The sequence below is a fragment of the Bartonella japonica genome (assembly GCF_040545385.1).
Lineage (GTDB): Bacteria > Pseudomonadota > Alphaproteobacteria > Rhizobiales > Rhizobiaceae > Bartonella > Bartonella japonica.
In genome coordinates this window covers 85,614-112,535 of sequence record NZ_JBEPLT010000003.1, presented here as the reverse complement: position 1 = coordinate 112,535, position 26,922 = coordinate 85,614, and the positions used below count along the sequence as shown (strand labels likewise).

The 26,922-nt window shown below is 35.9% G+C and carries 17 protein-coding genes, 4 tRNA genes and 1 pseudogene; 7 read left to right on the top strand and 15 right to left on the bottom strand.

Annotated elements, in window-relative coordinates:
• Positions 1-53: 53 nt before the first annotated feature.
• The 5 genes from ABID39_RS02725 to ABID39_RS02705 all read right to left on the bottom strand — a co-directional run bounded on the left by ABID39_RS02725 (position 54) and on the right by ABID39_RS02705 (position 6,082).
• Positions 54-2,777, bottom strand: coding sequence for a valine--tRNA ligase (locus ABID39_RS02725; protein ID WP_354185814.1), 2,724 nt, complete (start codon positions 2,775-2,777; stop codon positions 54-56).
• A 154-nt stretch (positions 2,778-2,931) separates the two neighbouring features.
• Positions 2,932-3,498, bottom strand: a complete 567-nt coding sequence (locus ABID39_RS02720) for a DUF2497 domain-containing protein (protein WP_354185780.1) — start codon at positions 3,496-3,498, stop codon at positions 2,932-2,934.
• A gap of 268 nt (positions 3,499-3,766) precedes the next feature.
• Positions 3,767-5,014 (bottom strand): TolC family outer membrane protein, encoded by a 1,248-nt coding sequence (locus tag ABID39_RS02715; RefSeq protein ID WP_354185812.1) that lies wholly within the window; start codon positions 5,012-5,014, stop codon positions 3,767-3,769.
• 111 nt (positions 5,015-5,125) lie between these two features.
• A complete protein-coding gene (locus ABID39_RS02710; protein ID WP_354185810.1) occupies positions 5,126-5,800 on the bottom strand; it encodes a protein-L-isoaspartate O-methyltransferase family protein in 675 nt (224 codons plus the stop codon).
• Positions 5,801-6,008: 208 nt separating this feature from the next.
• Positions 6,009-6,082, bottom strand: a tRNA-Cys gene (locus tag ABID39_RS02705).
• Positions 6,083-6,273: 191 nt separating this feature from the next.
• Between ABID39_RS02705 and ABID39_RS02700 the strand changes: the two genes are divergently transcribed.
• A tRNA-Asn gene (locus ABID39_RS02700) sits at positions 6,274-6,348 on the top strand.
• A 103-nt stretch (positions 6,349-6,451) separates the two neighbouring features.
• Here the strand turns inward: ABID39_RS02700 and ABID39_RS02695 are convergent.
• The 4 genes from ABID39_RS02695 to ilvA form a co-directional block, all read right to left on the bottom strand.
• Positions 6,452-6,583 (bottom strand): hypothetical protein, encoded by a 132-nt coding sequence (locus tag ABID39_RS02695; protein ID WP_354185778.1) that lies wholly within the window; start codon positions 6,581-6,583, stop codon positions 6,452-6,454.
• A gap of 1,265 nt (positions 6,584-7,848) precedes the next feature.
• Positions 7,849-9,234 (bottom strand): DEAD/DEAH box helicase, encoded by a 1,386-nt coding sequence (locus ABID39_RS02690; protein WP_435521299.1) that lies wholly within the window; start codon positions 9,232-9,234, stop codon positions 7,849-7,851.
• A 293-nt stretch (positions 9,235-9,527) separates the two neighbouring features.
• Positions 9,528-10,058 carry a hypothetical protein gene (locus tag ABID39_RS02685; RefSeq protein WP_354185776.1) on the bottom strand — a complete coding sequence of 177 codons (531 nt, stop codon included), beginning with the start codon at positions 10,056-10,058 and terminating at the stop codon, positions 9,528-9,530.
• 35 nt (positions 10,059-10,093) lie between these two features.
• Positions 10,094-11,359, bottom strand: coding sequence for a threonine ammonia-lyase IlvA (ilvA, locus tag ABID39_RS02680; RefSeq protein ID WP_354185774.1), 1,266 nt, complete (start codon positions 11,357-11,359; stop codon positions 10,094-10,096).
• A 162-nt stretch (positions 11,360-11,521) separates the two neighbouring features.
• Here ilvA and ABID39_RS02675 point away from each other — a divergent pair.
• Positions 11,522-11,607, top strand: a tRNA-Leu gene (locus tag ABID39_RS02675).
• 341 nt (positions 11,608-11,948) lie between these two features.
• Here ABID39_RS02675 and ABID39_RS02670 read toward each other — a convergent pair.
• The 3 genes from ABID39_RS02670 to ABID39_RS02660 form a co-directional block, all read right to left on the bottom strand.
• Positions 11,949-12,875 carry an outer membrane protein gene (locus tag ABID39_RS02670; RefSeq protein ID WP_354185772.1) on the bottom strand — a complete coding sequence of 309 codons (927 nt, stop codon included), beginning with the start codon at positions 12,873-12,875 and terminating at the stop codon, positions 11,949-11,951.
• A gap of 542 nt (positions 12,876-13,417) precedes the next feature.
• Positions 13,418-13,690: a hypothetical protein gene (locus tag ABID39_RS02665; RefSeq protein ID WP_354185770.1), complete on the bottom strand. Its 273-nt coding sequence runs from the start codon at positions 13,688-13,690 to the stop codon at positions 13,418-13,420.
• The gene (locus tag ABID39_RS02660) at positions 13,684-16,062 is read right to left on the bottom strand and encodes a mechanosensitive ion channel family protein (protein WP_354185768.1); all 2,379 of its coding nucleotides are present in this window, start codon (positions 16,060-16,062) and stop codon (positions 13,684-13,686) included. Before ABID39_RS02660 ends, ABID39_RS02665 begins: the two co-directional genes overlap by 7 nt.
• A gap of 627 nt (positions 16,063-16,689) precedes the next feature.
• On the opposite strand from ABID39_RS02660, the gene secD reads away from it, so the two are divergent.
• The 3 genes from secD (at position 16,690) to ABID39_RS02645 (ending at position 22,029) form a co-directional block, all read left to right on the top strand.
• Complete coding sequence (gene secD, locus ABID39_RS02655) at positions 16,690-19,203, top strand: protein translocase subunit SecD (RefSeq protein ID WP_354185766.1); 2,514 nt, start codon at positions 16,690-16,692, stop codon at positions 19,201-19,203.
• A 102-nt stretch (positions 19,204-19,305) separates the two neighbouring features.
• Positions 19,306-21,069: a cation:proton antiporter domain-containing protein gene (locus ABID39_RS02650; RefSeq protein WP_354185764.1), complete on the top strand. Its 1,764-nt coding sequence runs from the start codon at positions 19,306-19,308 to the stop codon at positions 21,067-21,069.
• Between the two features lie 6 nt (positions 21,070-21,075).
• Positions 21,076-22,029, top strand: coding sequence for a lysylphosphatidylglycerol synthase transmembrane domain-containing protein (locus ABID39_RS02645; protein ID WP_354185762.1), 954 nt, complete (start codon positions 21,076-21,078; stop codon positions 22,027-22,029).
• A gap of 324 nt (positions 22,030-22,353) precedes the next feature.
• Here ABID39_RS02645 and ABID39_RS02640 read toward each other — a convergent pair whose 3' ends face one another.
• Positions 22,354-23,919: a TerC family protein gene (locus ABID39_RS02640; protein ID WP_354185806.1), complete on the bottom strand. Its 1,566-nt coding sequence runs from the start codon at positions 23,917-23,919 to the stop codon at positions 22,354-22,356.
• Positions 23,920-24,381: 462 nt separating this feature from the next.
• On the opposite strand from ABID39_RS02640, the gene ABID39_RS02635 reads away from it, so the two are divergent.
• Positions 24,382-24,457: transfer RNA gene (locus tag ABID39_RS02635), tRNA-Lys, on the top strand.
• Between the two features lie 152 nt (positions 24,458-24,609).
• Positions 24,610-24,820, top strand: a pseudogene (locus ABID39_RS02630) (antA/AntB antirepressor family protein); the annotation flags it as partial.
• Here ABID39_RS02630 and ABID39_RS02625 read toward each other — a convergent pair.
• Together ABID39_RS02625 and ABID39_RS02620 are read right to left on the bottom strand one after the other, a co-directional pair.
• Positions 24,818-26,527 (bottom strand): hypothetical protein, encoded by a 1,710-nt coding sequence (locus tag ABID39_RS02625; RefSeq protein ID WP_354185760.1) that lies wholly within the window; start codon positions 26,525-26,527, stop codon positions 24,818-24,820. The pseudogene ABID39_RS02630 and the gene ABID39_RS02625 overlap by 3 nt on opposite strands.
• On the bottom strand, positions 26,512-26,838 hold the full coding sequence (locus ABID39_RS02620) for a hypothetical protein (protein WP_354185758.1): 327 nt from the start codon (positions 26,836-26,838) through the stop codon (positions 26,512-26,514). Before ABID39_RS02620 ends, ABID39_RS02625 begins: the two co-directional genes overlap by 16 nt.
• Positions 26,839-26,922 lie beyond the last annotated feature (84 nt).

The following is a 26,922-nucleotide window of genomic DNA, read 5'->3' as shown; positions in this document are numbered from 1 at the left end:
TTCTATCAAAAAAGCAGTAGCAGAAAATTATTCTAGAGAATAAGAAAATGCGATTATGCCAATCGTTCTAAAGCAACAGATATTTTTTTCTGCGCAACACGTAATTCTGTAATTCTGCTACGCTCCACCTCAACAATTTCTGATCTTGCATTTTCTATAAACTTAGGATTGTTTAATTTAACTGATATTTTTTCAATATCCTGTTCAATTTTCTTGATATCTTTCATCAAACGAGTACGTTCAGCTTCCAAATCAATCAGCTGCCCCAATGGTAAACAAAAAATCGCCTCTCCTAAAACCATTTGCGCTGATACATCCGGAACTTTTTGAGAAAAATCAATTGTTTCAATACGTGCTAACTTTCTAAGAAGAGAATCGTAACGCTTTACACGCTCCTGCGTTATTTTATCACCTTCTACAATAACAAGTGGAGCAAGTGTTGCAGCTGGGATATTCATTTCAAAACGCACAGACCGAATCCCACTGACAACCTCAATAAGCCAATTAATATCAGAAGCAGCCTCTTCATCTACAAACATTCCCTCTGGCCATGCGGTCAATGCCAGCATATCTTCACGCTTCATGCCTGTCGTTTCCGTAAGAGACCATAACTCCTCAGTCATATGAGGCATAAAAGGATGAAGAAGCTTATAAACCTCATCCAAAACCCAAGCAGTACATGCTTGAGATTCATTTTTAGCCTCCTCATCTGAGCCTTGAAATATTGGTTTGAGAAGTTCTAAGTACCAATCACATAACGTATTCCAAATGAAGCGATAAAGTGCGCTAGCAGACTCATTAAATTTATAATTCTCAATGCCAGAAGTTACTACCGAAACAGTTTTAGATAACTCTGTTAAAATCCAACGATTAAGCGCAAGCTTTGCCTTTTCTGGCTTAAAATCTGGATCATGTTTAACACCATTTATTTGTGCAAATCGAGTAGCATTCCACAATTTCGTAGCAAAATTACGATAACCTGCGATGCGGGAAGGATCAAGTTTCACATCACGCCCTTGTGCTGCCATAATCGCCAAAGTGAAACGAAGCGCGTCTGCACTATATTGATCAATAAGCTCTAATGGGTCAATAATATTCCCTTTTGACTTAGACATCTTTGCTCCCTTTTGATCCCGAACGAGAGCATGGACATAAACTGTTGGAAAGGGAACTTCTCCCATGAAGTGAAGTCCCATCATCATCATACGCGCAACCCAGAAGAAGATGATATCAAACCCTGTAACCGATAGAGAAGTTGGATAAAAAGTAGCAAGCTCAGCTGTTTTATTGGGCCAACCCAGTGTCGAAAAAGGCCAAAGAGCAGATGAAAACCATGTGTCTAAAACATCTTGATCACGCGCTAATTCAACCACTGTACCATAATGAGAAAGAGCAGAAGCTAAAGCTTCTTCTTCAGTTTTTTCAACAAAAACTGCACCATCTGGCCCATACCAAGCTGGTATCTGATGCCCCCACCATAATTGGCGCGAAATACACCAAGGTTGAATATTTTGCATCCAATTAAAATAGGTTTTCTTCCAACTATCAGGAACAAATTGCGTTTTCCCTTGATGAACAGCCTCTATCGCCGGTTTAGCTAATTCTGCAACATGAACATACCATTGATCTGTCAAAAATGGTTCAATAGGCACCCCACTGCGATCCCCATGCGGAACACTGTGTGGATGATCCTCAACAGCTGCCAAATATCCTCCCTTTTCCATCAAAGAAACAATCCGATCACGCGCAATAAAACGATCAGATTGATCTAAACTTTCTATAAATTCTTTTAATTCATCCGATAAAGTGAGACCATCAAAAAATGCTTCATTTTCCCGCAAAAAAATCTCAGCTTTTTTTGTAAAAATATTGATTAAACGCAAATTATTGCGCTGTCCAACTTCAAAGTCATTAAAGTCATGTGCTGGTGTAATTTTCACAGCACCACTCCCCTCATTAGGGTCTGCGTAAGCATCAGCAACAATTAACAGCCTACGCCCTACAAGAGGCAAAATAGCATTGTGACCTATAAGATTTCTATAACGCTCATCTTCAGGATTAACCGCAATTCCTGTATCACCAAGCATTGTTTCTGGCCGTGTTGTTGCCACTGTTATAAAAGTTGTAGAATCATTAGGATTAAAAGTTTTTCCTTCAAGCGGATATCGAAAATGCCACAAATGGCCTTTGACTTCTTTTTGCTCAACCTCAAGATCAGAAATAGCCGTTAATAATTTAGGATCCCAATTAACCAAACGCTTATCTTTGTATATCAATCCTTGCTTATAAAGCGTAACAAAAACTTCACGGACAGCTTGAGATAAGCCTTCGTCCATTGTAAAGCGTTCTCGCGACCAATCACATGAAACCCCAAGACGACGCAGCTGATTTGCAATAACCCCACCAGTTTTATGGCGCCATTCCCAGATACGCTCAATAAATTTTTCCCGTCCCATTTCTTGACGCGTTGGCTCTTGACGTTCTGCAAGTTGACGCTCGACAACCATTTGTGTAGCAATCCCTGCATGATCCATACCTGGCTGCCATAACACATTCTTACCACGCATACGCTGAAATCTAACCACAATATCTTGAATTGTCGTATTCAGTGCGTGCCCCATATGAAGAGAACCTGTAACATTAGGAGGAGGAAGCATAACACAAAAAGATTCCGCCTCATTTTTTAAACCCACTCCCGCTTCAAAAGCACCACGAGCCTCCCACCTTTTTGCAACCCGTTGTTCTATAGAAGCAGCATTGTAGTTTTTTTCTAACATTCTACTCACCCATAACGCCACTGAAAAACGTGACATATGATCTTAAACGGATCATATATCTGCAATCCTACTTGTTTACATTACGCCTCCAAGGACGCAAAAGAAATGCTCATAAATAAAATGAAAATCACAAAAATAAATAAAAAATAAACAGTTAAGATGACTTCTTAATTACCTTAATAATCTCTTCTCGTAAAACATTTTCAAGCAAAACAGGCAATTCACTCTGTAACCATTCTGCTATAGCCGGACGCAAAATATCCTTTGTAACCTTCTCTGCAGAAGAAATACAATATTCAGAGAGCTCCACACGACCAGCCATCATATCTTCCGGTTGTGAGATACATGCCTCATCTCTATATTCTTTTGTTTTATGAACAGAGCGCCGCTCTTCAGAAGAAAGCTTCATCTTTTGCATATCCACGCCAACCGTATTATTTTCTACCTCTGTACTTTCTTTTTCTTGCGTTAAAGAAAAATCCTGTTTTTCAGAAGAAAGACCAATACGATCAGCCAAAGCCTTCATTGCATCATCAACAGATAAACTTGCATTATAATCAGCTTCTGATGCAACTTCTGAATGATTTCCAGAAGTATTTACTGCAACGCTATCATTTAAAAAGTGATCAGGTTGAACCACATTTTCTTCAATTATTTCACGAATAGATGTTAAAATCTCATCCATACTAGGTTCACGTAATACGCTTGAACTCTGTACCATTCTTTAAAACCTCTCAAAAACGCAACAACAAACAGAATCATATTATAGTGTAAGCAAAAGAATCATAAGATCAACATGACTCCCACTATATTTTCAAACACGATTGTCACGAAAAGAGCCTTACACATAACTTTGCTTATTAATAAAACAACATCTAAATTAATAAAACAATACCTAATCACTCTATTTTCTTAACATGCCCAATTATTAATTTCTGATCTTCTAAAAATTAAAATAACTTGCAGATTAAAAAGGCATTTTTATGCATTTATCGGGTGTATTTAACCGTTTTTAAACCTAAATAGTCTGCTGTCAATTTACCAACGGAGGATTGCACACTATAACTCGCAATAACCGCATTCCGCTCTGCCATCGCAAGAGCGATTTGAGCATTAATCAACTGAGTCCGAGAATTTAAAACATCTAATGTTGTCGCCTGTCCCACACGATTTTCTTGAATGCGCCCCTTGAGAGCGATTTCAGCAGCACGAACACTTTCACGATAAGCAATAACAGATGCATCTGCCCCTTTTAACTGAAACCAAGCAGAAGTAAGTACCTGCCTTGTATTACTATGTGCCAAATCAAGCTGTAAACGAGCCTGCCCCAGTTGTTCTCTTGATTGGCGAATCTGAGCAGACGTACGCCCACCCTCAAAAATTGGAACGCTAACCGACAAGCCTACTGATTTAGAAACTCCGTCCTCTCCAACACCATTGTAAACCCTATTATAAGACGCTGTTGCAGAAAAATCGACTTTAGGAAGCAGCGCACCTTCTTTTGCCTTTACATTGTAAAGACCAGCATCAACCAAATATTTTGCGTAAAGGATTGCTGGATGCAGCGCAAGGCTCATTTTATAAGCAGTATCAAGATTTACCGGTAAATTTCTTGCCGCTAGTGGACGTGCTAATTTTTCAGGATCAGAACCTATAACTTGTCGATATACTGCCTCCGCTGATTTTACATCAGCATGTGCAAGACTCAGTTCTGAAACAGCCAAAGAACGTGCAGCTTGTGCCTGAGCAATATCAACACTTCCTCCTTCTCCTACATCAAATTTTGCTTTATTCGAACGAACTTGCTCTTCAAGAGCAGCCAAATTTTCTTTACGAAGATCTGCAATACGCCGCGCTTGGTATAGATTCGCATAAGCTATCACAGTATCTAAAAATGTATTTTGCTCAGCATTCCGAAGATATTCATGCTGTGCTCGTAACTTCACTTGAGCCGAAGAAAAGGTATTTTGTGTGATAAAACCATCAAACAACCTTTGATTTAATCTTATCCCCACAGATCCAGAAGTGATGTAAGGCCCCGTGCTGGACTTACTCTGCCCATAGCTTCCAACTCCCTCAATTTGTGGCAATAACCCTGAGCGCGCAATGTCCACATCATCACTTGATATACGTACAGCTGCACGTTCACTATTCAACTTAGTATTATGTATATAGGCTTTAGCAAAAGCATCCATCAATGTTTCAGCATAAACGGGCTGTGATAGAGAAACACTCATAGCCAACAATAAAAACACCTGAAATTTTCTATTTATTTTGAACACAACATACACAACACAAATCCCCAAATTAATTGCGAAGCTATATTTTATTTGCAAACAAAACAAGCACTAAAATATAAAATCAGGCGTCTTTAAAAAACCAGGAAGACATTTTACAGCAAGGTTAAAAGCACGATGCGCCGAAACAATTCCATCTTCTTTGATATAGATTCTCGCAACACCGGCATTACCTTTCTCTTCAACAACGACAAGACGTCCACCATCTTTCATTTGCTCAAAAATATCTTTCGGAATAAAATCAACAGACCCCTCAATAAAAATCACATCATAAAGTCCCTCAGCGGCATATCCCTGCTCTAAAGGTCCATGAACAGCAACCACATTATCACATTGATTGCGCTCTAAAGCCTCAACAGCTCTCTCTAAAAGAACTTTATTACTTTCTAAAGCAATGACATATCCAGAAAGTTTTGAAAGCAATGCTGCACAATAGCCACTATTCGCACCAACATCTAAAACAATATCTGATGATTTAACAGCAGCAAGCTGTAATAACTTTGCTAAAGAAGCAGGTCCCATCAAATAACGTGTAGGCTCCCCATTTTTCCCAAGATATGTAACAATATCAGTATCAAGATAGCTTAAAGCTCTCATATCTTTCGGTACAAAATCTTCACGTGGCACCGTCAAAAATGCTTCAAGAACCGATAAATCCGTCACATCTACTGTACGAATTTGATTGTCAACCATTTTGCGGCGAAGCTCTGCAAAATCTACAACCATAACAACCATTTTCTCCTACATATATACAAGGACCACAACAAACGACGATAATGAGGACCTCAAACCTCTATTGTAGGTGTTACAAAAAAGTATGCTATAGTCAACAATTAGATTTTAACCACACTACTTCCCACGATAAAGCATTTTATTATGGATGAAAGCCATTTACTTACACATATTATCCCTAAAGATCATCCTTAAAATTATCTGGAGGCCTCGCCCGGAATCGAACCGGGATACAAGGATTTGCAGTCCTCTGCGTAACCATTCCGCCACGAGGCCTCGTAATAAACAATATGTAAAGCGTCAATAAGGGAAGGCAACGCATCCGTCAAGGTATAGAAACTCTCTCTAATCTTTTTTCCTCTTATTCTACAATTTCTAACATTTTTTTTTAAAAAAAGTAATTTTATCCTTTGCAAATCACGATCGCTTTGCTATAGCCCTTGCTATTAGTAATGTTTGGGCACTGTTCCCCGGTAGCTCAGTGGTAGAGCAACCGGCTGTTAACCGGTTGGTCGCTGGTTCGAATCCGGCCCGGGGAGCCATCTATTTTCCTTATTACATTTACTGTATTGTCCTTATTATACTTTTTTTAAGATGAGGGACTCCCAAATAAAAGTGGGGGAATAAGATTTTACAATATGCTTCTCAGTTATTACGAATCGAGAGTTCTTTTCGGGGTGTTTTTTTTGCCATACCTGCTGCCCAAAGAGTCTCAACTTCTAAAAAGTCAAAATCCTTAAAGATCTCTCGAACCGCATCACAATTATTGAGACTCAAGACAAATTTCCTTTGAATGCCTTTGAGAATTTTTAACATCATCATAAAATCATCTTCAACAAAATTTCTAGAGATGTAGCACTTCTTTTTCATAAGATCAGGCGGGTCTAAATAAAATAAACTGTCGGATACATCAAAAAGGACAACAATTTATTCCCACGAATAGTTTAAGATTGTAGTATCAAAAAGCTTTCGTCTAACACGCTTCATCCTTGCTAAAAGCTTATTAGGATGAAATACTATAGACATTTCTTACCAAAGACAAAAGATACGTAATCTTTTTTCCCATACATGACACAACATCAGAGAAACAGAAATCGGATAACTTTTTCAACTTTAGAGAGCTCTATAAATATCATGAAGAATGGTCTCGATAATGTCGATAATAGTTCCCGCCAATTACCAAAACACAATTTCCCAACTCTCCATGTCCAGCAAATCCGACAAGCACCACAATAAAATTTTGTCCAAATAAAGATCTTGAATGGCAATATGAGGAAGTCGTACAAACTTTTCTACTCAAGTAACTTGCACAAAAACATCCAATTTATGCCTATCCATATTCAAAGAATAAAAACTGTTCACTTCACAAAACAGAAAGTTATACTCTCCTCCATAGAGTTTATTGTTTCTGTAAATCCTTTTAAGATAAAAATAGAAAATTCTGTAAATTTATTTTGTACAATAAAATTAAAAACCATCAATTCATATTTATGGAAATAACCGCTTTATAAGCTTTCCGCTTTCCTGTTAATTACCAAAGTTGCAAAAATAATGTCATCTTTATCAAATTATTGCGACATGATCTAAGAGTACTCTGATCGTGCAAAATTATCAGTCATAACTTTTTTGAAAAAAATTAAACTGCGCGAATGACCAAAAAACTTCATCTTTACTCTATCGAGTTCAAAAACAATAAATTATCATTACAATTCAGCATATTTATAATCCAGCATAGAGAGATAAAATATATTTTTATATAAAATAATATTTGTCTTTATTCATATTTTTAAAGACACAGAATGTACTACGCATAATATAGAGAATAGAGTTTTTAAAAACGCTTCTCCAACTTACAAAGTAAGAATTCTTTCAAAATAGCTCTTCAGTACATTTAACCTCTCAAACTGCTTCTATTTCTAAAAAATAAACAGCTTTGAAAACCTCTTTCATTTTAGAAAAAATGTTATTTTGCTCTTACTCACACTGAGAAAACATCTAAAAGAAAAAAATATTCACCGCACTATTTCTTCCTAATATTTCGTTCAAGCCGCGTTCTTTACTGACTTTCGAAAACGAAAAGACTTTGCACGCTTTGCTGCTGCTTTTGCTTTTTTGTGTCTTTCATGAGAGGATAGAGAATTCTTACTCTGCGACTGTTCAGCTTTCTCTTTACGATTTAAAAAACGCTTCTGACGTTTAGATTTTTTAACACAAGATGATTCTTTACCATTTTCTTTTCCTCCACTTTCTGCCTCAATCGATCTTTCTGGAAATGCAGCAAACAACTGTTCGGGAACAGCTTCACGCGTTAATTGCATACGAATCAAGCGCTCTACAGCACGCAACCGTGCACCCTCTATTCCTTCATCAAAAAGTGTGAGTGCTTCGCCATTTGCACCATTGCGTCCTGTACGACCAATACGATGCACATAACTTTCAGCTTCATCTGGTAAATCATAATTAATAACGTGGCTTACTCCTGGTATATCAATACCGCGCGCTGCAATATCTGTTGCGACAAGGACCTGTACTGCTCCCTCGCGAAAAGCTTTCAAAGCAGACTGCCGTGCACTTTGTGATTTATTTCCATGAATTGTTGCAACACAATATCCTATCTTTTCTAGGCTACGTGTGACAGCATCAGCACCGTGTTTCGTCCGAGTAAAAACAATAACCGAAACAAAATCTGGATTTGTCAAAAGTTTACCTAAAATATTCTTTTTTTCACGCGTCTGGACACAATATAACTTTTGAGTAATTTCTACAGCTGTTGTTCCTTGAGGAGCAATTTCTATTTTTACTGGATCACGGAGCAAACCCTTTGCAAGTGCTGTAATTTCTTTCGGCATTGTCGCAGAAAAAAGTGCTGTCTGACACTCTGGATGCAAAAGCTTTGCGATTTGTTTTACATCATGAATAAAACCCATATCTAACATACGATCTGCCTCATCTAGAACCAAAAAATGAGACTGAGAAAGATCAACGCATTTTTCACGAACAAGGTCTATTAAACGTCCTGGCGTTGCTATCAAAACATCTACACCTGCTTTCATGCGTTTAATTTGTTTTAAACGTGATACCCCACCAAAAATAAGACATGTCGAAAGATGCGTTCCCTTCGCAACACTACAAATTGTTTCATCAATCTGAACAGCAAGTTCACGCGTAGGAGCCAAAATCAAAGCACGCGCAGTTTTAGGACGTCGTTTATCGCCCAAAGTCAAAATATGACTTAAAATAGGCAAGCCAAACGCCAAGGTCTTTCCAGAACCTGTCTGTGCAATACCTAAAACATCATGCCCTTTCAGCATCACTGGAATCACTTGTTCCTGAATAGGCTTGGGTGTCTTCATCCCAGCAATAAACAAGTTTTTAATCAAAAGGTCAGACAAACCTAACGTTGTAAAAACATTTTCTCTATTATCCAAAATAAAATCTTTCCTCAGCCCAACAACTCTAAACAAGTAACAAGCTGAACTCTGTTTCTCAAGAATCCGCACAAAAGAGATCTTGATATTTCAAATTTATGAAGCAACACTTGAAAGAGCGATTTGCACACCCCATGTGCACCTTAAACCAAGGTAAAGGGAATAAATTTATTTAAAAAAGTCAGTAAACCAACTTTAACACCCTCACCTGTATTATCGTTAGTTTATAACAAAAAAGCAAGTACCCTCCCGAATATATTTACCATACGCAAAAAACATAATATTTCAAACACTTATTTCTTTATTATTTTTTTCAGAGGTAAATGTATCTGATTAAAATCAGGATAAATTTCCAGAAAAACTGGATTTTGTACAGTTTTGTATCCACCATAAATTAAATACCATCGTGTGTTATCAAAAATCGCCAAAGTTTTATATTTAATAATACGATCTTTCATTTCTAATTTTGTTGGAATCAACGCATAAAAAGCACCACTATCGGTTTGCAAATAATCTATGTTTGTTTCATCTAAATGATAAGCACCAGCAGGCAAATTTTCAAATTGAACACGCAGCTCTTGAAGAAAACTATGACGTAAATTATCTTCTGTTGTATTCAATCGACGCGCTATCTCTTTATAAAGCCGATCGGGCATATAAGAAGGAAGAGGTGAAAAATTCCCGTTTTTTATAGAATTATTAATCTCAACAACTATGCTTAAAAGCTCAGCTTTTTGTATTTCTGTTGGCTCAAATGCTAAACTTTGTTGACCAGCTTCTAAAAACAAAAAGAAACCAAGTACAAAATAAAAAACAGACTTCATTTTAATATCTTTCGTTTTAAAAAAGTCTTGGCTTCTCAAATAACAAAATCAAATAAGGTTTGATCATTAGTAATATCATGATAGCGCCAACCTAAAGTTTGAAAATTTTTCTCTAAGAGAGAAAAATTATCGTATTTTTTTGTCTCAATTGCAACCAACACAGAACCAAAGCTTCTTGCCGATTTTTTAAGATATTCAAAACGCACGATATCATCATCTGGCGATAACGTAGCAAGAAAATTGCGCAATGCACCAGGTTGTTGCGGAAAACTAAAAATAAAATACTTTCTTAATCCCTGGAAACGCAAAGAACGTTCTTTGATATCTGGCAAACGCTCGAAATCAAAATTGCCCCCTGAAATGATGAGAAGAACTTTTTTTCCTTTCAATTCCTGAGAGGAAAGACTGTTCAGCGCATCAATTGATAAAGCACCAGCAGGTTCAAGAACCATACCTTCAATATTAAGCATTTCAACCATTGTAGAACAAACACGATTTTCAGGAACTGTAATAACAGAATCGGGTGAAAATTGTTTCAACAGTGTGTAATTTAATGTACCAATTTCAGCCACAGCAGCACCATCTACAAATGTATCAATATTTTCAAGTTTGACACGTTTTCTGCTCTTCAAACAAGCAAGCAAACTTGCAGCTCCTTGTGGCTCAACAAAACGAAGCTCTGTTTTCCAATCATATTCACGTAAAAACTGACTTACACCACCAGCCAAACCGCCTCCACCGACAGGCACAATAATGAAATCTGGCTCGCTTTCTCCATTGAGTTTTTTCCATTGCAAAACAGCCTCACAGAGAACTGTCGCTTGCCCCGTAACAATATGAACATCATCAAAAGGTGGTGCTATTATACTACCACTTTGTGCAGCAAAAGACTGTGCAGCCGAATAACATTGATCAAACGTCTCTCCAATTAAACGAATATCAATAAATTCTTTACCAAAAATACGTGTCTTCTCTATTTTTTGTTGTGGAGTCGTCACAGGCATAAAAATCACACAATAACGCTTAAAATAGCGACAAACAAACGAAACTCCTTGCGCATGATTTCCTGCCGAAGCACAAACAAATGCAGCATCTAAAGATATCTCCCCAAGCATTTTTGAAACAAAATTAAAAGCACCGCGAATTTTATAAGATCGTATCGGCGTTAAATCTTCACGTTTCAAATAAATTTCTGCATCATATTTTTGGCTAAGAAAATCATTTTTTTGAAGTGGTGTTTCAGTAAATACATTGTGCAAAGCCACCATAGCTTCATTTACGTCTTGAATAAATTTCCCCATAACCACCTGATCATTTCATACTTCATTTATATTATACAAGCTCTTATCTAGCGATAAAGACAACTATTGTCAGTTAAAATTTTATCCAAAAATGAAAAATTTCTCTCTTCATCATTAATCCTTGATTCAATAAAAGATATAGCTTATGAGAGAGCTTTCATCGCGGACGTGATGAAAACGGTAAACATAGCAGACTTAAAATCTGCCGGTCGAAGACCTTGCGGGTTCAAGTCCCGCCGTCCGCACCACAATATTAAGAACTTTTTCTTATTTTCCAATGGTTGGTTATGATGCCTAAGATCAACTTTTGATGATTTTGTTGCAGTATTATCAGATGAAGCTGTGATTGTACAAAAATCGAATCACTTCTTCTTTATGTCTTATTTTGAAAAACGAAAGCTAGAGCTATCCTTGATCATTAAAAGTAACTTCATTTTCAACAATGAAAATCTGAATTTTTCCTACTTTTCGCAAGCATTCAAAAATAATAACGCCTATTCTTTCATAAAATTAATTTACAACGCACAAAATAAAAAAATAAAGGTCCTAAAAAATAGGACCTCCTTAAAGCACTTAAATTTCACGAAAACTAAAATTTATAAGCTATTCCAGCCCGAAAATCATTTGTTTTATGTTTAATTTCAATTTCGTCCTTAAATTTCTTCTTACCAAAATCTGAGTAACGGTATTCCGCGCGCATAATAACATCATCTGTTATTGCAAAATCAACACCTCCCCCAAGAGTATAACCAATCATTGTCTTTGTAGTATCTGATGTAGCACTAAAAGCATCTTCTCCGGTAATTAAGACAGACAAAATGTCCTGAAACTGCCCATAAGCAATACCACCGGAAATATAAGGCATAATACGATCAACAGGCAAACCAACGCGCACCCGTGTAGCACCAGACCATTTTTGTTTTAAAGTATGACTAAAATTTACACTATTTTTTTCTTTTGGCTTTTCATCACTCTTTCCACTTAACCGAGAAGTTCCACAAGATAAGCTTAGTAGTAATTTTTTCTGTTTACCATCTTCCTCAGTTCCTTCAGTATCCGTCCCTTCAGTATCCGTCCCTTCAGTATTCGTCCCTTCAGGTTCGGATTCAGCAGTTATAACGATAGATTTTGTATCTTTCCGCTCAGACAAAAGCAGATCAGTATCAATACCTAAGATAAAACCTTTGCCCGTATTAAAATTAACGCCTGTGTAAAGACCCGCTGTAAAGCCTGAAAGTTTAGGCATATATTTTTTTTCAACCGGAATCCAATCTTTATTCCTAGCTTCCGCATCAGGGAAAAGAGGAACATCAACATCAGGCGTCATTGCAGAAGTTTTACTTGAAAACCCCCCAATTTGACCTCCAAAATAAAAACCTGACCAAGAAAAAGATGGAGAAACGATAACCGATGAAGCAACATGTTCTGGCTCTTCAGGAGAGATTACATCTGCCGCCTGCACTCCAGAAGCTGAAACAAAAGCAAAAACGGATGCTGTTATAAATCTTGTATTCATAAAATTATACCCCACTATTATATTAAACATAATAAAAAATCACATTTAGAAAAACAAAGTGTTATAAAACCTTATGCTATAAAAAATATACTCCTCTGTAATTATACTGAAATATACAATTACACCAAAATTTAATATTAGTAAATAAATTTTATTATAGATTAAGAGATATATAAATACTTAAAATATCTATTATATTTATTTTTAAACTATACAAATATGATCTTCTTCTAATATAAACTAACACAAAAAAATCCAGAAACTAAATTATTCAATAGCCTATTTGCATGAAATAGTCATCTTAAATAAGATAGATATTTATTTTATAAATAATATTATAGAATAATAATGTATACAATTATAAAACAATAAATTTTAATATAAATGAATTATACTTATTTATTAATTATAAAAACAGAAATATGATACTAAAATCATATCTTTTTACATATTACTTTTTAATCATAACATTTTTAATAAATACATGAATGATATTCTCTTTTCTTCCAAATTTTATATCATAATTAAAATCTTAAAACATTTTATTTAAAGATCGCTCTACCATCACTGATTTCTATATTATCTTCTATTTTTATTGCAAAACGGTCTTTATTGGGAAAAGTGATAAAACACCCCTTCATACAAATCGTAACCGTTTGCTGAGCATTCAACGAGATATTTGTAGCTATACTTCCTTCAACGATAATAAAAGATTGTACCTTTAAATCAGTATTTTTTATAGTTGCTGCAAAAGCTGTCATGGTCAGAATACTCAATAATGTAACCGTAATAAGAACGTAAACACATTTTAACATTCCAGTATTCCTTCCTCAACAAAGCGTTTATATAATACAAAACGAAGGGCATTGGTTACCTTAGAGGGAGAGGTAATATTAGGCACATAAATAGCCAAGTTAAATGTAAATTTCTTACTATCAAATGCAGTAAAACTCACCTGTGGCGCAGGATTTTTTAAAACCCCTTCTGTAGCACAAGCAATCTCTAGCAAAATTTCAGCAACACACTCTGGAGGAATATGAGAGGAAACAGTGATAGGAATATCAACTTGCCCTATTTTATTACGTCGGGTCCAATTACTGACATTGTTATTGATGAGGCTTGAATTAGGAATAATAATCGTCTTATGCTGAAATGTTTCAAGCTCCGTTGCTCGCACACTAATACGTTTTACAATACCACCTACCGATCCAGATTCTACATAATCCCCGAGTTTAAACGGTCTCCCAATCAAAATAATAAGCCCAGATACAAAATTTTGAACAATATTTTGTAACCCAAAGCCTATACCGAGTGAAAGCCCCCCAGCAATAAGCGCAAAATTTTTGAGTTCCAAACCTGCTATTGATAATCCTATCAAAGCAGATACAACAACTCCGACATAATTTATAACCATTTCGATAGAATTACGTACACCAGAATCAAATTCCCCATGCGCTAACACTGTTTCATCTAAGCAATTAATAAATCGACGGACGAAAAACCAGCAAGCAAAAAAAGCAACAACTCCAGTACCAATAGAAGTCAAGGAAACATAGACATTTCCAATCTGAAAACCTGTCATGAATTGCCATAACACCGCTCTCAAATCAGAATAAGAAAACCCAAATTGTACGATAATTGGCACTACACAAAATACGATCACAAACAAACTGAGAAAAATGCTCAAAACACCCCCTAGTTGATTCATCGTCTTCTCTTCCAAATGCAACCATTGCATGAGAGCAAAACCAACTCTTGTTTTCATAAATTGCCCTTTAGTTCTAATAGCTTGAGCGCTTTTTATCCCCAAATACATTAAAACTAAAAATGCTCCACTAATCATAATTTGCTGCACAATAAAACGCGCCAGACCAACATAGCCTAACAAATCCATCACAAGCAGCGATAATCCCAATAAAATGAGAGGAATGCGTATATAAAGTGGAAAAAATAGCGCCTCACTCTCTTTATTATTCTGAGGGAAACGCCATCGGAACCGTAAAGGCACAAATGAGATCACAAACAATAATATCGCGACCAAAAAAACAGTAATGAAGCTTTTGACAATTGTTAAAGAAAGAGAAGCTGAAATTATTTGATAAATACTATCTAGAACAGCATCAAATGCTAAAACTACACCTAAAACAGTAAACAAAATTACCAATTGATACGCTGCAGACGGCGCAATATTCAGAAGCTGGAAGTGCTTCATATTCGACGATAAAAGAACAACAGCTAAACGATTAATCAAAAAAACTAAGATAATTTGACAGCCAACCATATCAAATACCGTCGTGAGCTTTCCTGGATCCAAACTAAAACTACGAAATAAAAACGACACAAAATAAATGCAAACGATACAGATAAGCGAAGGGAGAAAAACTGAAATAAAAGCAACGAATAAACGTTGTAAATAAGATATTTCCTCATACCTTTTGATAAAGTTCCAGCGCATATGAGCTAAAAATTTTCTAGAAAAATAAGAAAGACCCAAAGCAATAAAAAACGGAATTAAAAAGGAAAGAAACAGCTGTAATAACTTGAAATAAAATACAAAATTAAACCAAGATCTCAACAATAAAAGGAAGTCAAAAGAAGCCTCTTTGGTTTTTTCAACAAGACGTTTAACCACAGGCATCGAAAACTCAAGCCTGTGTGTAAGCCTACGTTTAAAAAGTTCTCGAGATTGAGAAATAGAAAGTTCGGCTATTCTATTTGTCGCTAAAAAAACTTTTTCAAATCGAAGTACGAGATTATTAATTTTAGCTTTTTGCTCTATCAAATGAGAGTGCTTCTTATCTTGGTTTTTCGAGTTTTTTAAATCATCATCAAGCTCTGTGAATTGATTAAGAAATATATTAATATTATTAAGAGGTGTACGTAAAATAAATGCTTCTTCTAAAGCACGTTGACTGATATTTCGTGCACGTAACCGAAGTTCTGCCAAAGCACGCTCATCTTCTGGTTTATTTTCAAAATCTTTTTTTAAAGTTTCTGTACTTTGTTCAAGAACTTTAATAACCAATTGTTGTTGTTGAATAATTTCATCAATTGAATGAGCGTCTACCGACTGTCCGATAATGACATTTTGTGCCTCAAGATGCTTCCATGCACAAGAGTTAAATATAATAATAATTCCAAAAATAAAGAAAACTATGCGTAATTTTTTTCTAAAAAATGAATACATATCTGCCTTAAATGTATAAAGAGAAATCTATCCCCCTTTTTTTTAAAATATGATATAAAAGAAATATTTTCAACTTTTATAGAATAATCTTATAAAAGCTTTCCCTTATCCTATAATACTGATAAATAGAAATGATAACAGTACGTTGAGCACTCAAGAAGATTAAAGAAGGCGCCCTAACATGCTTTTTTCGCACCTCCCTTGCAGAAAAGAAGATTTTCTTTCCTTTACGACCTGGATTCTTTTGTCCGGCTTTGGCATGTTACTGGCAAATAATCCAGAAATGCGAGCTTATTGGCTCAAACAACTACAGACAAATCACTTCATAAAAATGAATACACTTGATCCAGAAAGCAAATGTGATCATTTCAATGCAGTAACAATTGAAAACAAAAGGATTGTATTTTATATAGATCCTATTCTGCCTATAGATATTTTTCAGAATCTTGTAGCATTGAACCTCTTTTTAATAAGAAATATAGTCTTTTACATACGGCTTGAAGACCTGCAAACACACTATTTTTTAAATCAACGCGCTCCTCCTCTTGTTTGAATTATGAAACTATTATCTTACCTCTGCCTTTTAATTTTAATAACTATTAGATTGTCTATTAGCGGAATATTATCATGCGTACACCTGGTTGGTTGACCACTTTTTATTGTTTTGTCCTTTTAAGCAGCATTTACGTTGCACTACCCAATTTATTTTCGCAAGAACAAGTTAAAAACGCACGATTTTTACCCAACACCCGTGTAACGCTTGGTCTGGATCTTCAAGGAGGCTCTTCTCTCCTACTTGAAGTCGATAGCCAAACATTGAAACGCGATCAATTACACACAGTTTTAGGAAATGTACGTAACATACTCCGTGAAAAACAAATCCGTACCTCAAGTACTCGTATCATTGAAGGTAGTATTGTTGTGCTTGTTTCTGATCCATTAGAAACTGAAAAAGCACTCTCTGCTTTGAAAACATTGATCACCCCTATACACAGTAGCTTTGGCACAACAGCTAATGATATCGCAATCAGTACTCAAAATGAAACGATCCGTGTCACATTAACTGAAGCTGGTATTAAGGACCGCATAAGCAAAGCTATTGAACAAAGCTTAGAAATCATTCGTCGCCGTATAGATCAAGTTGGTGTTACTGAGCCAGCCATCCAAAAGGTCGGAACTAATCGTATTATGGTTCAATTACCCGGTTTACAAGACCCAAAGCAGTTACGTAATCTTTTAGGAACAACTGCTAAAATGACCTTTCATCTTGTGCCCTCTCACGTGGATATCAATAACCTTCCGATAGGCGTTTCAATCCTTCCTGGATATACAGACGAGACACAACGCTACGTAATTTATGACCAAATTGCTTTAGATGGAAATGTCTTGAAAGACGCCCGTGCTGGTTTCGACCCCCAAATACCAGGACGTTCTATTATTTCATTCACATTAAACTCTACTGGTGCAAAAATATTTGCAGATATAACGCGACAAAATATTAATCGTCCTTTTGCAATCGTTCTTGATAATAAAGTTTTGACCTATCCCACTATAAATAGCGTCATTCCCAATGGACAAGGTCAAATTACAGGGAATTTTGACCCTAAAGAAGCCTCAACTTTGGCTGCTCTTCTACGTGCTGGCTCCTTACCTGCGCCACTCACTGTAATTGAAGAAAGAACTGTGGGTCCAAATCTTGGTGCTGATGCCATCCAAATGGGACTTTACACCGGAATAATTGGCTTTATTCTTGTCACAGTTTTTATTTTTCTTCTCTACAAAACTTGGGGAACCATTACAAATATAGCCTTAGCACTCCACACTATTTTAACATTTGCTGCCCTAAGTCTTCTCGGTGCAACGCTTACATTACCGGGTATTGCTGGTATTATTTTAGGCATCGGTATCGCCGTCGATGCCAATATTCTTATCAACGAACGTATACGTGAGGAAAGCCAAAAAGGTGTCAGTGCTTTTGCAGCCTTAGACCGTGGATTTAAGCACGCTTTTGCAACTATTATTGATGCCAATGTTACTGCAATTATTGCAACTATTTTACTATTTTGGTTTGGTACAGGTCCCGTTCGTGGTTTTGCTGTAACAATGTTGCTTGGTATTATCATCTCCATGTTCACAAATATCACCATCGTGCGTATCTTGATGATTTGGGCTATTCGCAAATGGAAAATTAAAACTCTACATCTTCACTCTCTTTTCAACCTCATTTCACAAAATACAACATTCCACTTCATGAAAGCGCGCTTCATTGGTATTGGTGTTTCCCTTATTTTATCGCTTGCTTCAGTTTTTCTGTTTTTTAAGCCTGGATTGAATTTTGGAATTGATTTTATTGGCGGTAGCCAAATGAGTATTACCACCAAAATACCAGCAAGCTTATCAACCTTACGCTCTGAGCTTGCTACCCTTAACATCGGCGAAATTACATTGCAAAATATTGATAATGAAAACACTGTTCTCATCCGTATACAGAAACAAAATGGTAACGAAGCACAACAAACCAACGCCATTGATAAGGTAAAAACAGCCGTCCAAAACATCTATCCAGATGCCACATTCGATCAAATAGAAGTTGTTGGTCCCAAAATTTCAGGTGAGCTTTCTACAGCTGCTTTCACCGCTGTTATTCTCGCAGCAATTGCGATGTCTCTCTATATATGGTTGCGCTTCGAATGGTTCTTTGCCGTTGGTGCGATTGTAACACTTATCTTAGACACTACAAAAATGGTTGGTTTTTTTGCTTTATTTCAATTTGATTTCAATTTGACAGCCATAGCCGCTCTCTTAACAATTGTTGGTTATTCGATAAATGATAAAGTCGTTGTCTATGACCGAATGCGTGAAAATATGCGTCTCTATAAAAAAATGCCGTTGCGTGAACTTATTGATCTTTCAATTAACCAAGTTCTTGTACGTTGTCTTTTTACATCAGCGACCACAATTCTCGCTATGTTACCTATGGCTATATGGGGCGGAAGTGCTGTCTATAATTTTGCACTTCCTATGGTTTTCGGCATTATTATTGCAACATCATCCTCTATCTTTATTGCTGCTCCTATTTTACTCTTTCTAGGGAATTGGTGGCGTGAACGTAATAATCATATAAACACTCAAACGAAATAAAAATGCCATGACTACTTCATATAATATCTCATTCCTTTTTTCTCACAAAAATCACTGTTGTTTTAGCCTATTCATTTTTTGATAAAGAGTCGTAAATAGCCCATGCTCCATGACACACCTCTTATTACAACTATCGTTTCAGGCTTATGTTTAGCATTTCTTTTGGGAATGATTGCAAGTCGTTTACGCATTTCACCACTTGTAGGATATTTGTTGGCTGGTGTCATTGTAGGCCCCAATACAGGCGGATTTAAAATAGATTCCGTTATTATTAATCAGCTCGCTGAAATTGGTGTTATTTTGCTGATGTTTGGTGTTGGATTGCATTTTTCATTAAAGGATCTTTTATCTGTCAAAGCTATTGCTATCCCTGCTGCCATTGCACAGATGGCTTTCTCCACTTTCCTAGGCTTGTGCCTTGGTTTGATTATGGGATGGAGCTTTATCGGGAGCCTAGTCTTCGGTTTAGCTTTATCAATAGCAAGTACTGTTATCCTGCTGCGTGCTTTGCAAGAACGCCATCTTATTGAAACAGAAAAAGGACGTATTGCTGTTGGGTGGCTGATTATTGAAGATTTAGCGATGGTTCTTATACTTGTCCTCATACCATCACTAGCAAACGTCCTTAGCAATACTAAAAAAGAAGCCCCTGATCCCCTTGTTCAATGGTTGGATTTAAGTATTTGGGGAATTTTTGGTCTCACCATTCTGAAAGTTATTGTCTTTATCACCCTTATGCTCATTATTGGACGACGCATGATCCCGTGGTTACTCAAAATGAGTGCACAATCAGGATCACGTGAATTATTTCGTCTTAGTGTTTTTGCTATTGCACTAGGAGTAGCTTTCGGAGCTGCCCATTTATTTGGGGTTTCTCTTTCTCTTGGCGCCTTTTTTGCAGGTATGGTTATGAGTGAATCGGAATTAAGCCATCGTGCAGCAGAAGAGTCCTTACCATTACGAGACGCATTTTCTGTTCTTTTCTTTGTTTCTGTAGGTATGTTATTTGATCTAGGGAAACTATTAACTCATTTTTTCCCTCTCTTAGCAACATTATTCATTATTATATTAGGAAAATCTGCTGTTGCCTTCTTTATCGTTAAAGCTTTTCGATATTCTAATGCAACCGCTTTGACCATTGCTGCAAGCCTTGCCCAAATTGGAGAATTTTCTTTTATTCTTGCGGGTTTAAGTTTGAGCTTGGGACTTCTAAACAACGATGCCCATGATTTAATTCTCGGGGGTGCTATTCTTTCTATTTTGCTTAATCCTCTTGTTTTTATTGCCTGTAACAAAATTAAAAAATACCTAGAAAATTTTCCTGCAAAATTACAAGATACGCAAACAATCATTGATATTGATCCTCAAGATTCTGACCAAGAGTCTTTGCCAATGACCTTACAAACGAACCATATTGTAATTATTGGTTATGGTCGTATTGGTAAATATATTGCACTATCTTTAATGGACACAAATAATCCTATAGTGATAGTGGAAGAATCAAAACGCCTTGCTGATCAAGCAATTGCAGATGGCTTCGAGGTAATTTGCGGTAATATCATTCAACAAGAAGTAATAAATGCAACCAATATAGATAATGCATACAAAGTTGTTATTACAATGCGAAGCACCATTGAAGTAGGAGAATGTATCGTGAATATACGTGCTATGAGAAAAGACATCCAAATCATCACCCATGCACTCTCCGATGTAGAGACAACTTATCTTATTGATTTAGGAGCGAATGTTGTAGTAACTGATAATGAAGAAATTGCTCATGGGTTTATCGAACATATAACAGGGCAAAGATCTGTAAAGAATATGCACAATTATGAATCACATTCACAGAAAACACAAAATGGATAAAGAAGCGTGAAAATAAAACAGTTTATATGGCCATTTGTTGGTGTCTTAGCAATGCTGATATCTATCCGCATTCTCTATATAAAGCTCTCTACCATTTCTTTCAATGATGTATTGGAACGCTTAAGCAATTTAAGTGCGCAACACTGGCTGTTAGCCTGTTTATGCTCTCTCTTAGCTTATGCTGCTCTTGCGGGATATGACCGAATTGCCTTACAGCATCTAGGCCATAAAATTTCTTGGATTTTTATCGCCATATGTTCATTTACGACCTATGCACTTTCACATAATATTGGTGCTTCTGTTTTTTCTGGTGCAGTTGTGCGCTATAGAGCCTATAAAATGAAAGGACTAAATGGAACAGAAATTGCGATATTGGTAGGTTTTTGCTCTTTTACTTTTGTGATAGGCACAATTTTGCTTTTTGGGATCGTTTTGATTCTGCAACCTAAAATTATCACTCTTATTCATGATGATCTTCCTGAATGGCTTGGTATAACAGTTGGTGCAGCTCTGCTCAGCTGTATAGTGCTTTATACTTTTGGCAGTTGGCTTCAATTAAAACCCTTACGCTTGAGCAAAAAAATTCAGCTTTCCTACCCACGACTCAAAATTGTTATTCAACAGCTTCTTATCAGCCCCTTAGAGCTTGTAGGAGCAGCAGGAATTATATATGCTGTGCTTCCACACAATACAGATGTGCATTTTATTTCTGTACTTGGTGTTTTTCTAGCATCTTTCACTATAACTCTTCTCTCTAATGCTCCAGCTGGAGGAATCGGTGTTCTGGAAGCTTTATTCATAACAGGCATGCCTAGTGTAGATCCACCTGATGTTGTTGCTGCACTTATTGTATTTAGAATGCTTTATTTAATTATACCATTCATCATTTCATTATTTGTTGTAACAATTTTTGAGACTCACCAATATTGGAAACGAAACTCAAAAACACCTCCTGAATAAATGAAAAAACAAATTGATCCCCCAAATGCCCTCTTTTTTTCATGCACATATATTAATAATAGTAGCACCAAATTCTACTCCATGGATAAATTATCATGGACATTATCTTCATTTGTCTTTTTTGTATTGAGCTCTAAAGTACTTCTCTTTCCATACCAACCTAATGATTCAAAATACATGAAAATGTTTTTATATTCTAACTTTCATATATTCATCATTTCATACTTTAAGGAACTAAAAAAATAATGACAACACAATTAGACCACAAATCTTCACGCTCTCTATCATAAAAAGAGCTTTATTATCACCTTATTTGCCAAATAATTAGCTTTTTTCTGGTATCACAAGTGGAGAAATAAGGATTTTAGATACATTGCGTCGATCCATTTCGATAACCTTAAAACGTAAACCGTCAGCTTCAAAACTTTCTCCCTCATTCGGCAAATGACCAAACCTCCAAAGCATAAATCCTGCTAGAGTGGTATAACGATCTGCTTCATCAACAAGATTACGCTCAAGATAACCACTTAAACGTCGAATATCAGCATATCCTTCAACGAGAAGACTTCCATTTTCAAGTTGTTCTGCTATCATAGGTTCTTCATCATCATCAGGAAAATCACCCGCAATAGCTTCAAGAATATCGGTTGGTGTTGCAATTCCTTCAAAAGAGCCATGCTCATCAACAACAATTGCAAGCTGAACCGAAGAATGGCGTAATTGCTCCATTAATCGTAAAACGCTTGTATTTTCGTGAACGACAAGCGGTTCTCGCATAGCTTTTTTCCAATTTATCTTTTTGCCCTCAGCCAAATTTAAAAGAAGATCTTTTGTTAAAGCAACCCCAACAAACTCATCTACTTTCTCACGAGCAAGAATTAAACGGCTATGTTTAACCTTTTGTAATTCTTCACGCATTTCACCTTCGTCACCATTTAAATCCAACCACTCAATTTCATTCCGCGGTGACATAATAGAACGAACAGGACGATCAGCCAAATCGAGAACACCACGAATCATCTCTTTTTCTTCACGCCTAAATAGATCAGAAGCAGCTGCTTGTTCAGCAATAACATCCACAGTCTCACCAAGATTACCATCTTTATTTCCTCCACCTAAGAGTCTTAAAACTGCATCAGCTGTTCGACCACGCAGATCATTTGTCGTAATCATCTTTTCACGATTACGACGTCCAATTTGATTAAAAGCTTCAATGAGAACAGAAAAACCAATAGCGGCATATAAATACCCTTTTGGAATATGAAAACCAAATCCCTCAACAATGAGAGTAAAACCTATCATCATTAAAAAACCAAGACACAGAATTACAATAGTGGAATGACGATTAATAAAACGCATAAGAGAACCAGATCCACACATCATAACGCCCATAGCAACAATGACAGCTACATACATAACCGATGCTTGCTCTTTTGCGATCATACCTGTTGCAGTAATAATACTATCTAAAGAAAACACGGCATCCAGCACCACAATTTGAACAATTACCTGCCAAAATACGACATAGGCAGCACCAACTTTTCTTTCGTGCGAAACACCTTCTAACCTTTCATGTAATTCTAGAGTTCCCTTTGCTAGCAAAAAAGCTCCACCACCAATCAAGATGAGGCTATGCCAACTAAATACAAAGGACGAAAATGAAAAAATGATCGTATCAAGATTCATCACCCATCCAATAACCATAAGAAGAATAAGCCGCATCACTAATGCTAAAGTGAGACCTATCAAGCGTGCACGGTCACGCAAATGCAGCGGTAACTTTTCAGCTAAAATCGCAATAAAGACAAGATTATCTATTCCTAAAACAATTTCGAGAAAAATCAACGTGACCAAGCCAAACCACGCATGAGGATCCACGATCCACTCCATCACAGTTCATCCTTTAAAAACTTAAAAGTGTACGATTGAAAAAACAGATTCATAGGCTTTTATTCCCACGACAGATAAAAAATATTGAACGCAAAAAAATTGCACTCAACGCAAAAAGCCGCAAAATATTGCTTAAATACACATGGTTATTGAAAAAAATTATAAAACAGAACAACAGCCTACACCACTTGCAGCTACAAGAAGGTTCATCTGAATTTTTCTCGGGCATTACGCGCGACCGTCCTCCAACTCACAGTTCTCTATTAATAGCCATCCCATTTATAGAGTTTTTTATAATGGTTCTACTTTTATATAAGATCAAGAGACAGTACCATATTTTTAATCAGACAGCCAGTTTAACTATAGACTATAACAGTTTTTTCTCAAAAATAACAAAACTATCTAGACATCCTCCTTTAGGAGCGCTATAGAACCGCTTATCCTCATCTTTTAAAGGGTAATGGGTGATTAGCTCAGTCGGTAGAGCAGCTGACTCTTAATCAGCGGGGCGTGGGTTCGATCCCCTCATCACCCACCATACGCTTTTTCTTTACATATAATCTATTGATCTTATTTATCTTTTTTCATGGTGTGGGATAGTAAAATAAAGGTGCGGGAATAGGATTTTGCAACCTATCTCTATAGGATGCCTCTTTTTTGTCAACTCTCTCAAGAATGTCTTTTAATTTAGTAAAACCTAAAGGTAGTCGTCCAAGTATCGAATATCATCTTACTCTAGACATGGCGAAAAAACTCTCAATGGTTGAACGCAATGAGAAAGGGAGACATGCTCGTCGCTATTTTATTTAGCGTGAGAAAAAGTTAAAAAACCAATTTGTTGATTATGACCGTGATACACGCTTTGATTTGCCAATATTGGGAGGAGAAATCATTTTACTTACAACTTCATCTTATCGAAAAATAACCGATGTCTTTTCTTGGCATTATCTACAAGCTTGTCAAATGAAATCACTTCTATGTAGGCCTCATAGCTTTTATGATATCCAAAATACCCCATTTTATCACCTGTCATTCTTAAATCCCAATTTTTGCAACACTTCATCATGCTAGGAGTTAAATCATAGATAATATAACAATAACCAGGTATATTAACAGAATTGTTTATAGGGCGACCATTGAATGTTTGTACTTTACCTTCTCTAATTTTATCTAGATAATCAAACACTTGTGTAATAGGATCTTTTTTATCTCCCAATTGTGCATCATCTCTCATTGGGCGTTTAATTTCTATTATAAAAAGAGATGCCAATTTCATAGGCTCTTCGTCTGATATTAAAATAGATTTGTCGTATACATTTAAAGCACATATATCAGGTCTTTTATCTTCTATAGAACCTGTAATAGACATTTCTTTCAATGGGAGGTCAGAAGCTAAATAATTATGAAAAACTAACTTTTCATCTATTAACCATAAGTTACAATTATCTATAAAAATGTCATTGGAATCACACTTCATTGGCATTATGAGTTTGTGAATAACTTTTTCTTTAGCGTAGCCTTTATCGCCTTTCTTTAAAGCGTTTTCTAGAAGATCTAAGATAGCTTTTCTATGGCATAAGTAACCTATTAGATCAGAGCGATTAAGATCATTTACCATTTCTACATATTCGCTAACTCTCTTTAAGTATTCTTCATAAGTTGTATTTTCTTCAACTTGCAAAATATCACGACCTTCTTTTAAAGCCTTTTCTTCTAATTCAATAAGATGTTTATGAAGGAAAAGCTCTAAGTTTTGGTCAGAGCCTGAGGGGAAATCTATGTAAGCATTTTCAGTTAAACGTTTTAGAACTGGACGGTAACGTGGTCCTTTTTCGGCTACGAATTTTTCAATTATTTTCTCACTATTTTGAATGTTTTGCTTTAATTCTTTATCTAAGTATTTTTGAATCCTAGAGCATACAGCTTTCCGTATTTTATCAAATGATATCTCTACCTTCTCAAGCAAATCTGAAATATTTTCTTCAATATCAAAGCCTATTCTTTCAGAACGTACCCTTTCATCCAGAAAAGAGGAGCTAACATAGCAAGAGTAGATAAATTCACCTATATTATCTTGCAGTTTTAAGTGCATACCAGGAATTTTCTTAGATAACACTTCTTCTGTGACAACTCTATTGTCTGCACAAAAAGATAAAGTATGTCCTTCTAAAGATAAGGACCTAAATTTAATATGCATAATAGAAAAGTTATAATTTTCTATTTTTATTTCTTCATTAAAAACGGCTCCATGCATGCATTGTTCATATAGATCATTCAATAATATCTTTTCTGAGTCATCTTTAATAGCTATAGAAGGACAACTACCGGCTCTTGCAAAATACCAGAGACAATGTTCTAAGAGTGCTTTTGCGATAGATTGTAGTTTTTTAGGAATACGTTTTTTATAGTTTTGTTTTAGATCTGTTAACTCAACAACAGTTTCTCTCTTTGTACAATTGTCTTGAAAATCGTTTAATGCTTTTATACCTTTAACAACATCGAATGAAAATTCATGCCCTTTTAATCCTCTATCCGTTTCATAAATACTCCTGATTTTTATATTATCAAAAGCTTTAAGCCATAAAAGTCGTCCTAAACACCATGGCAACCTTTTTCTATTTTATGATCTGAGTCTAAAGTTTCAAATGATTGAAAATTATGATCATTAAAGCCTGTACCATTATCAATTACTTTAAAACCTACAACTTCTTTCTCGTTTAGTTTTTCTGTATCTTTTTTAAGTGGCAGTAAAGCTTGGTTTGATCTTATGATTGAGATTGTAATGTAACTTGAGGAAAAATCATTTCCCCTTTCTTCAATAGAATGAATAGAGTTCACAACTGCTTCAAAAAGAGGTAGTAAAGCATGACTTTCTGGTAAAGATGTATTTCTTACGCGGCCACTTAAATTTGTTCTCATTATCCCCCTCCTGATCTATACAAGATAAGCAATCGTGTTGTTTTATAAAAATTTAACTTTCTTTTCGTCTTTAAAAAACGAAAA

Excerpts from the sequence above, each read along its gene's own strand:
- ABID39_RS02710 (WP_354185810.1), bottom strand. The coding sequence starts at position 5,800 with ATGGTTGTAGATTTTGCAGAGCTTCGCCGCAAAATGGTTGACAATCAA.
- ABID39_RS02670 (WP_354185772.1), bottom strand. The coding sequence starts at position 12,875 with ATGAATACAAGATTTATAACAGCATCCGTTTTTGCTTTTGTTTCAGCT.
- ABID39_RS02665 (WP_354185770.1), bottom strand. The coding sequence starts at position 13,690 with ATGTTAAAATGTGTTTACGTTCTTATTACGGTTACATTATTGAGTATT.
- ABID39_RS02620 (WP_354185758.1), bottom strand. The coding sequence starts at position 26,838 with ATGAGAACAAATTTAAGTGGCCGCGTAAGAAATACATCTTTACCAGAA.
- ABID39_RS02660 (WP_354185768.1), bottom strand. The coding sequence starts at position 16,062 with ATGTATTCATTTTTTAGAAAAAAATTACGCATAGTTTTCTTTATTTTT.
- secD (WP_354185766.1), top strand. The coding sequence starts at position 16,690 with ATGCGTACACCTGGTTGGTTGACCACTTTTTATTGTTTTGTCCTTTTA.
- ABID39_RS02725 (WP_354185814.1), bottom strand. The coding sequence starts at position 2,777 with ATGTTAGAAAAAAACTACAATGCTGCTTCTATAGAACAACGGGTTGCA.
- ABID39_RS02715 (WP_354185812.1), bottom strand. The coding sequence starts at position 5,014 with ATGAGTGTTTCTCTATCACAGCCCGTTTATGCTGAAACATTGATGGAT.
- ABID39_RS02720 (WP_354185780.1), bottom strand. The coding sequence starts at position 3,498 with ATGGTACAGAGTTCAAGCGTATTACGTGAACCTAGTATGGATGAGATT.
- ABID39_RS02640 (WP_354185806.1), bottom strand. The coding sequence starts at position 23,919 with ATGGAGTGGATCGTGGATCCTCATGCGTGGTTTGGCTTGGTCACGTTG.
- ABID39_RS02650 (WP_354185764.1), top strand. The coding sequence starts at position 19,306 with ATGCTCCATGACACACCTCTTATTACAACTATCGTTTCAGGCTTATGT.
- ABID39_RS02685 (WP_354185776.1), bottom strand. The coding sequence starts at position 10,058 with ATGAAGTCTGTTTTTTATTTTGTACTTGGTTTCTTTTTGTTTTTAGAA.
- ilvA (WP_354185774.1), bottom strand. The coding sequence starts at position 11,359 with ATGGGGAAATTTATTCAAGACGTAAATGAAGCTATGGTGGCTTTGCAC.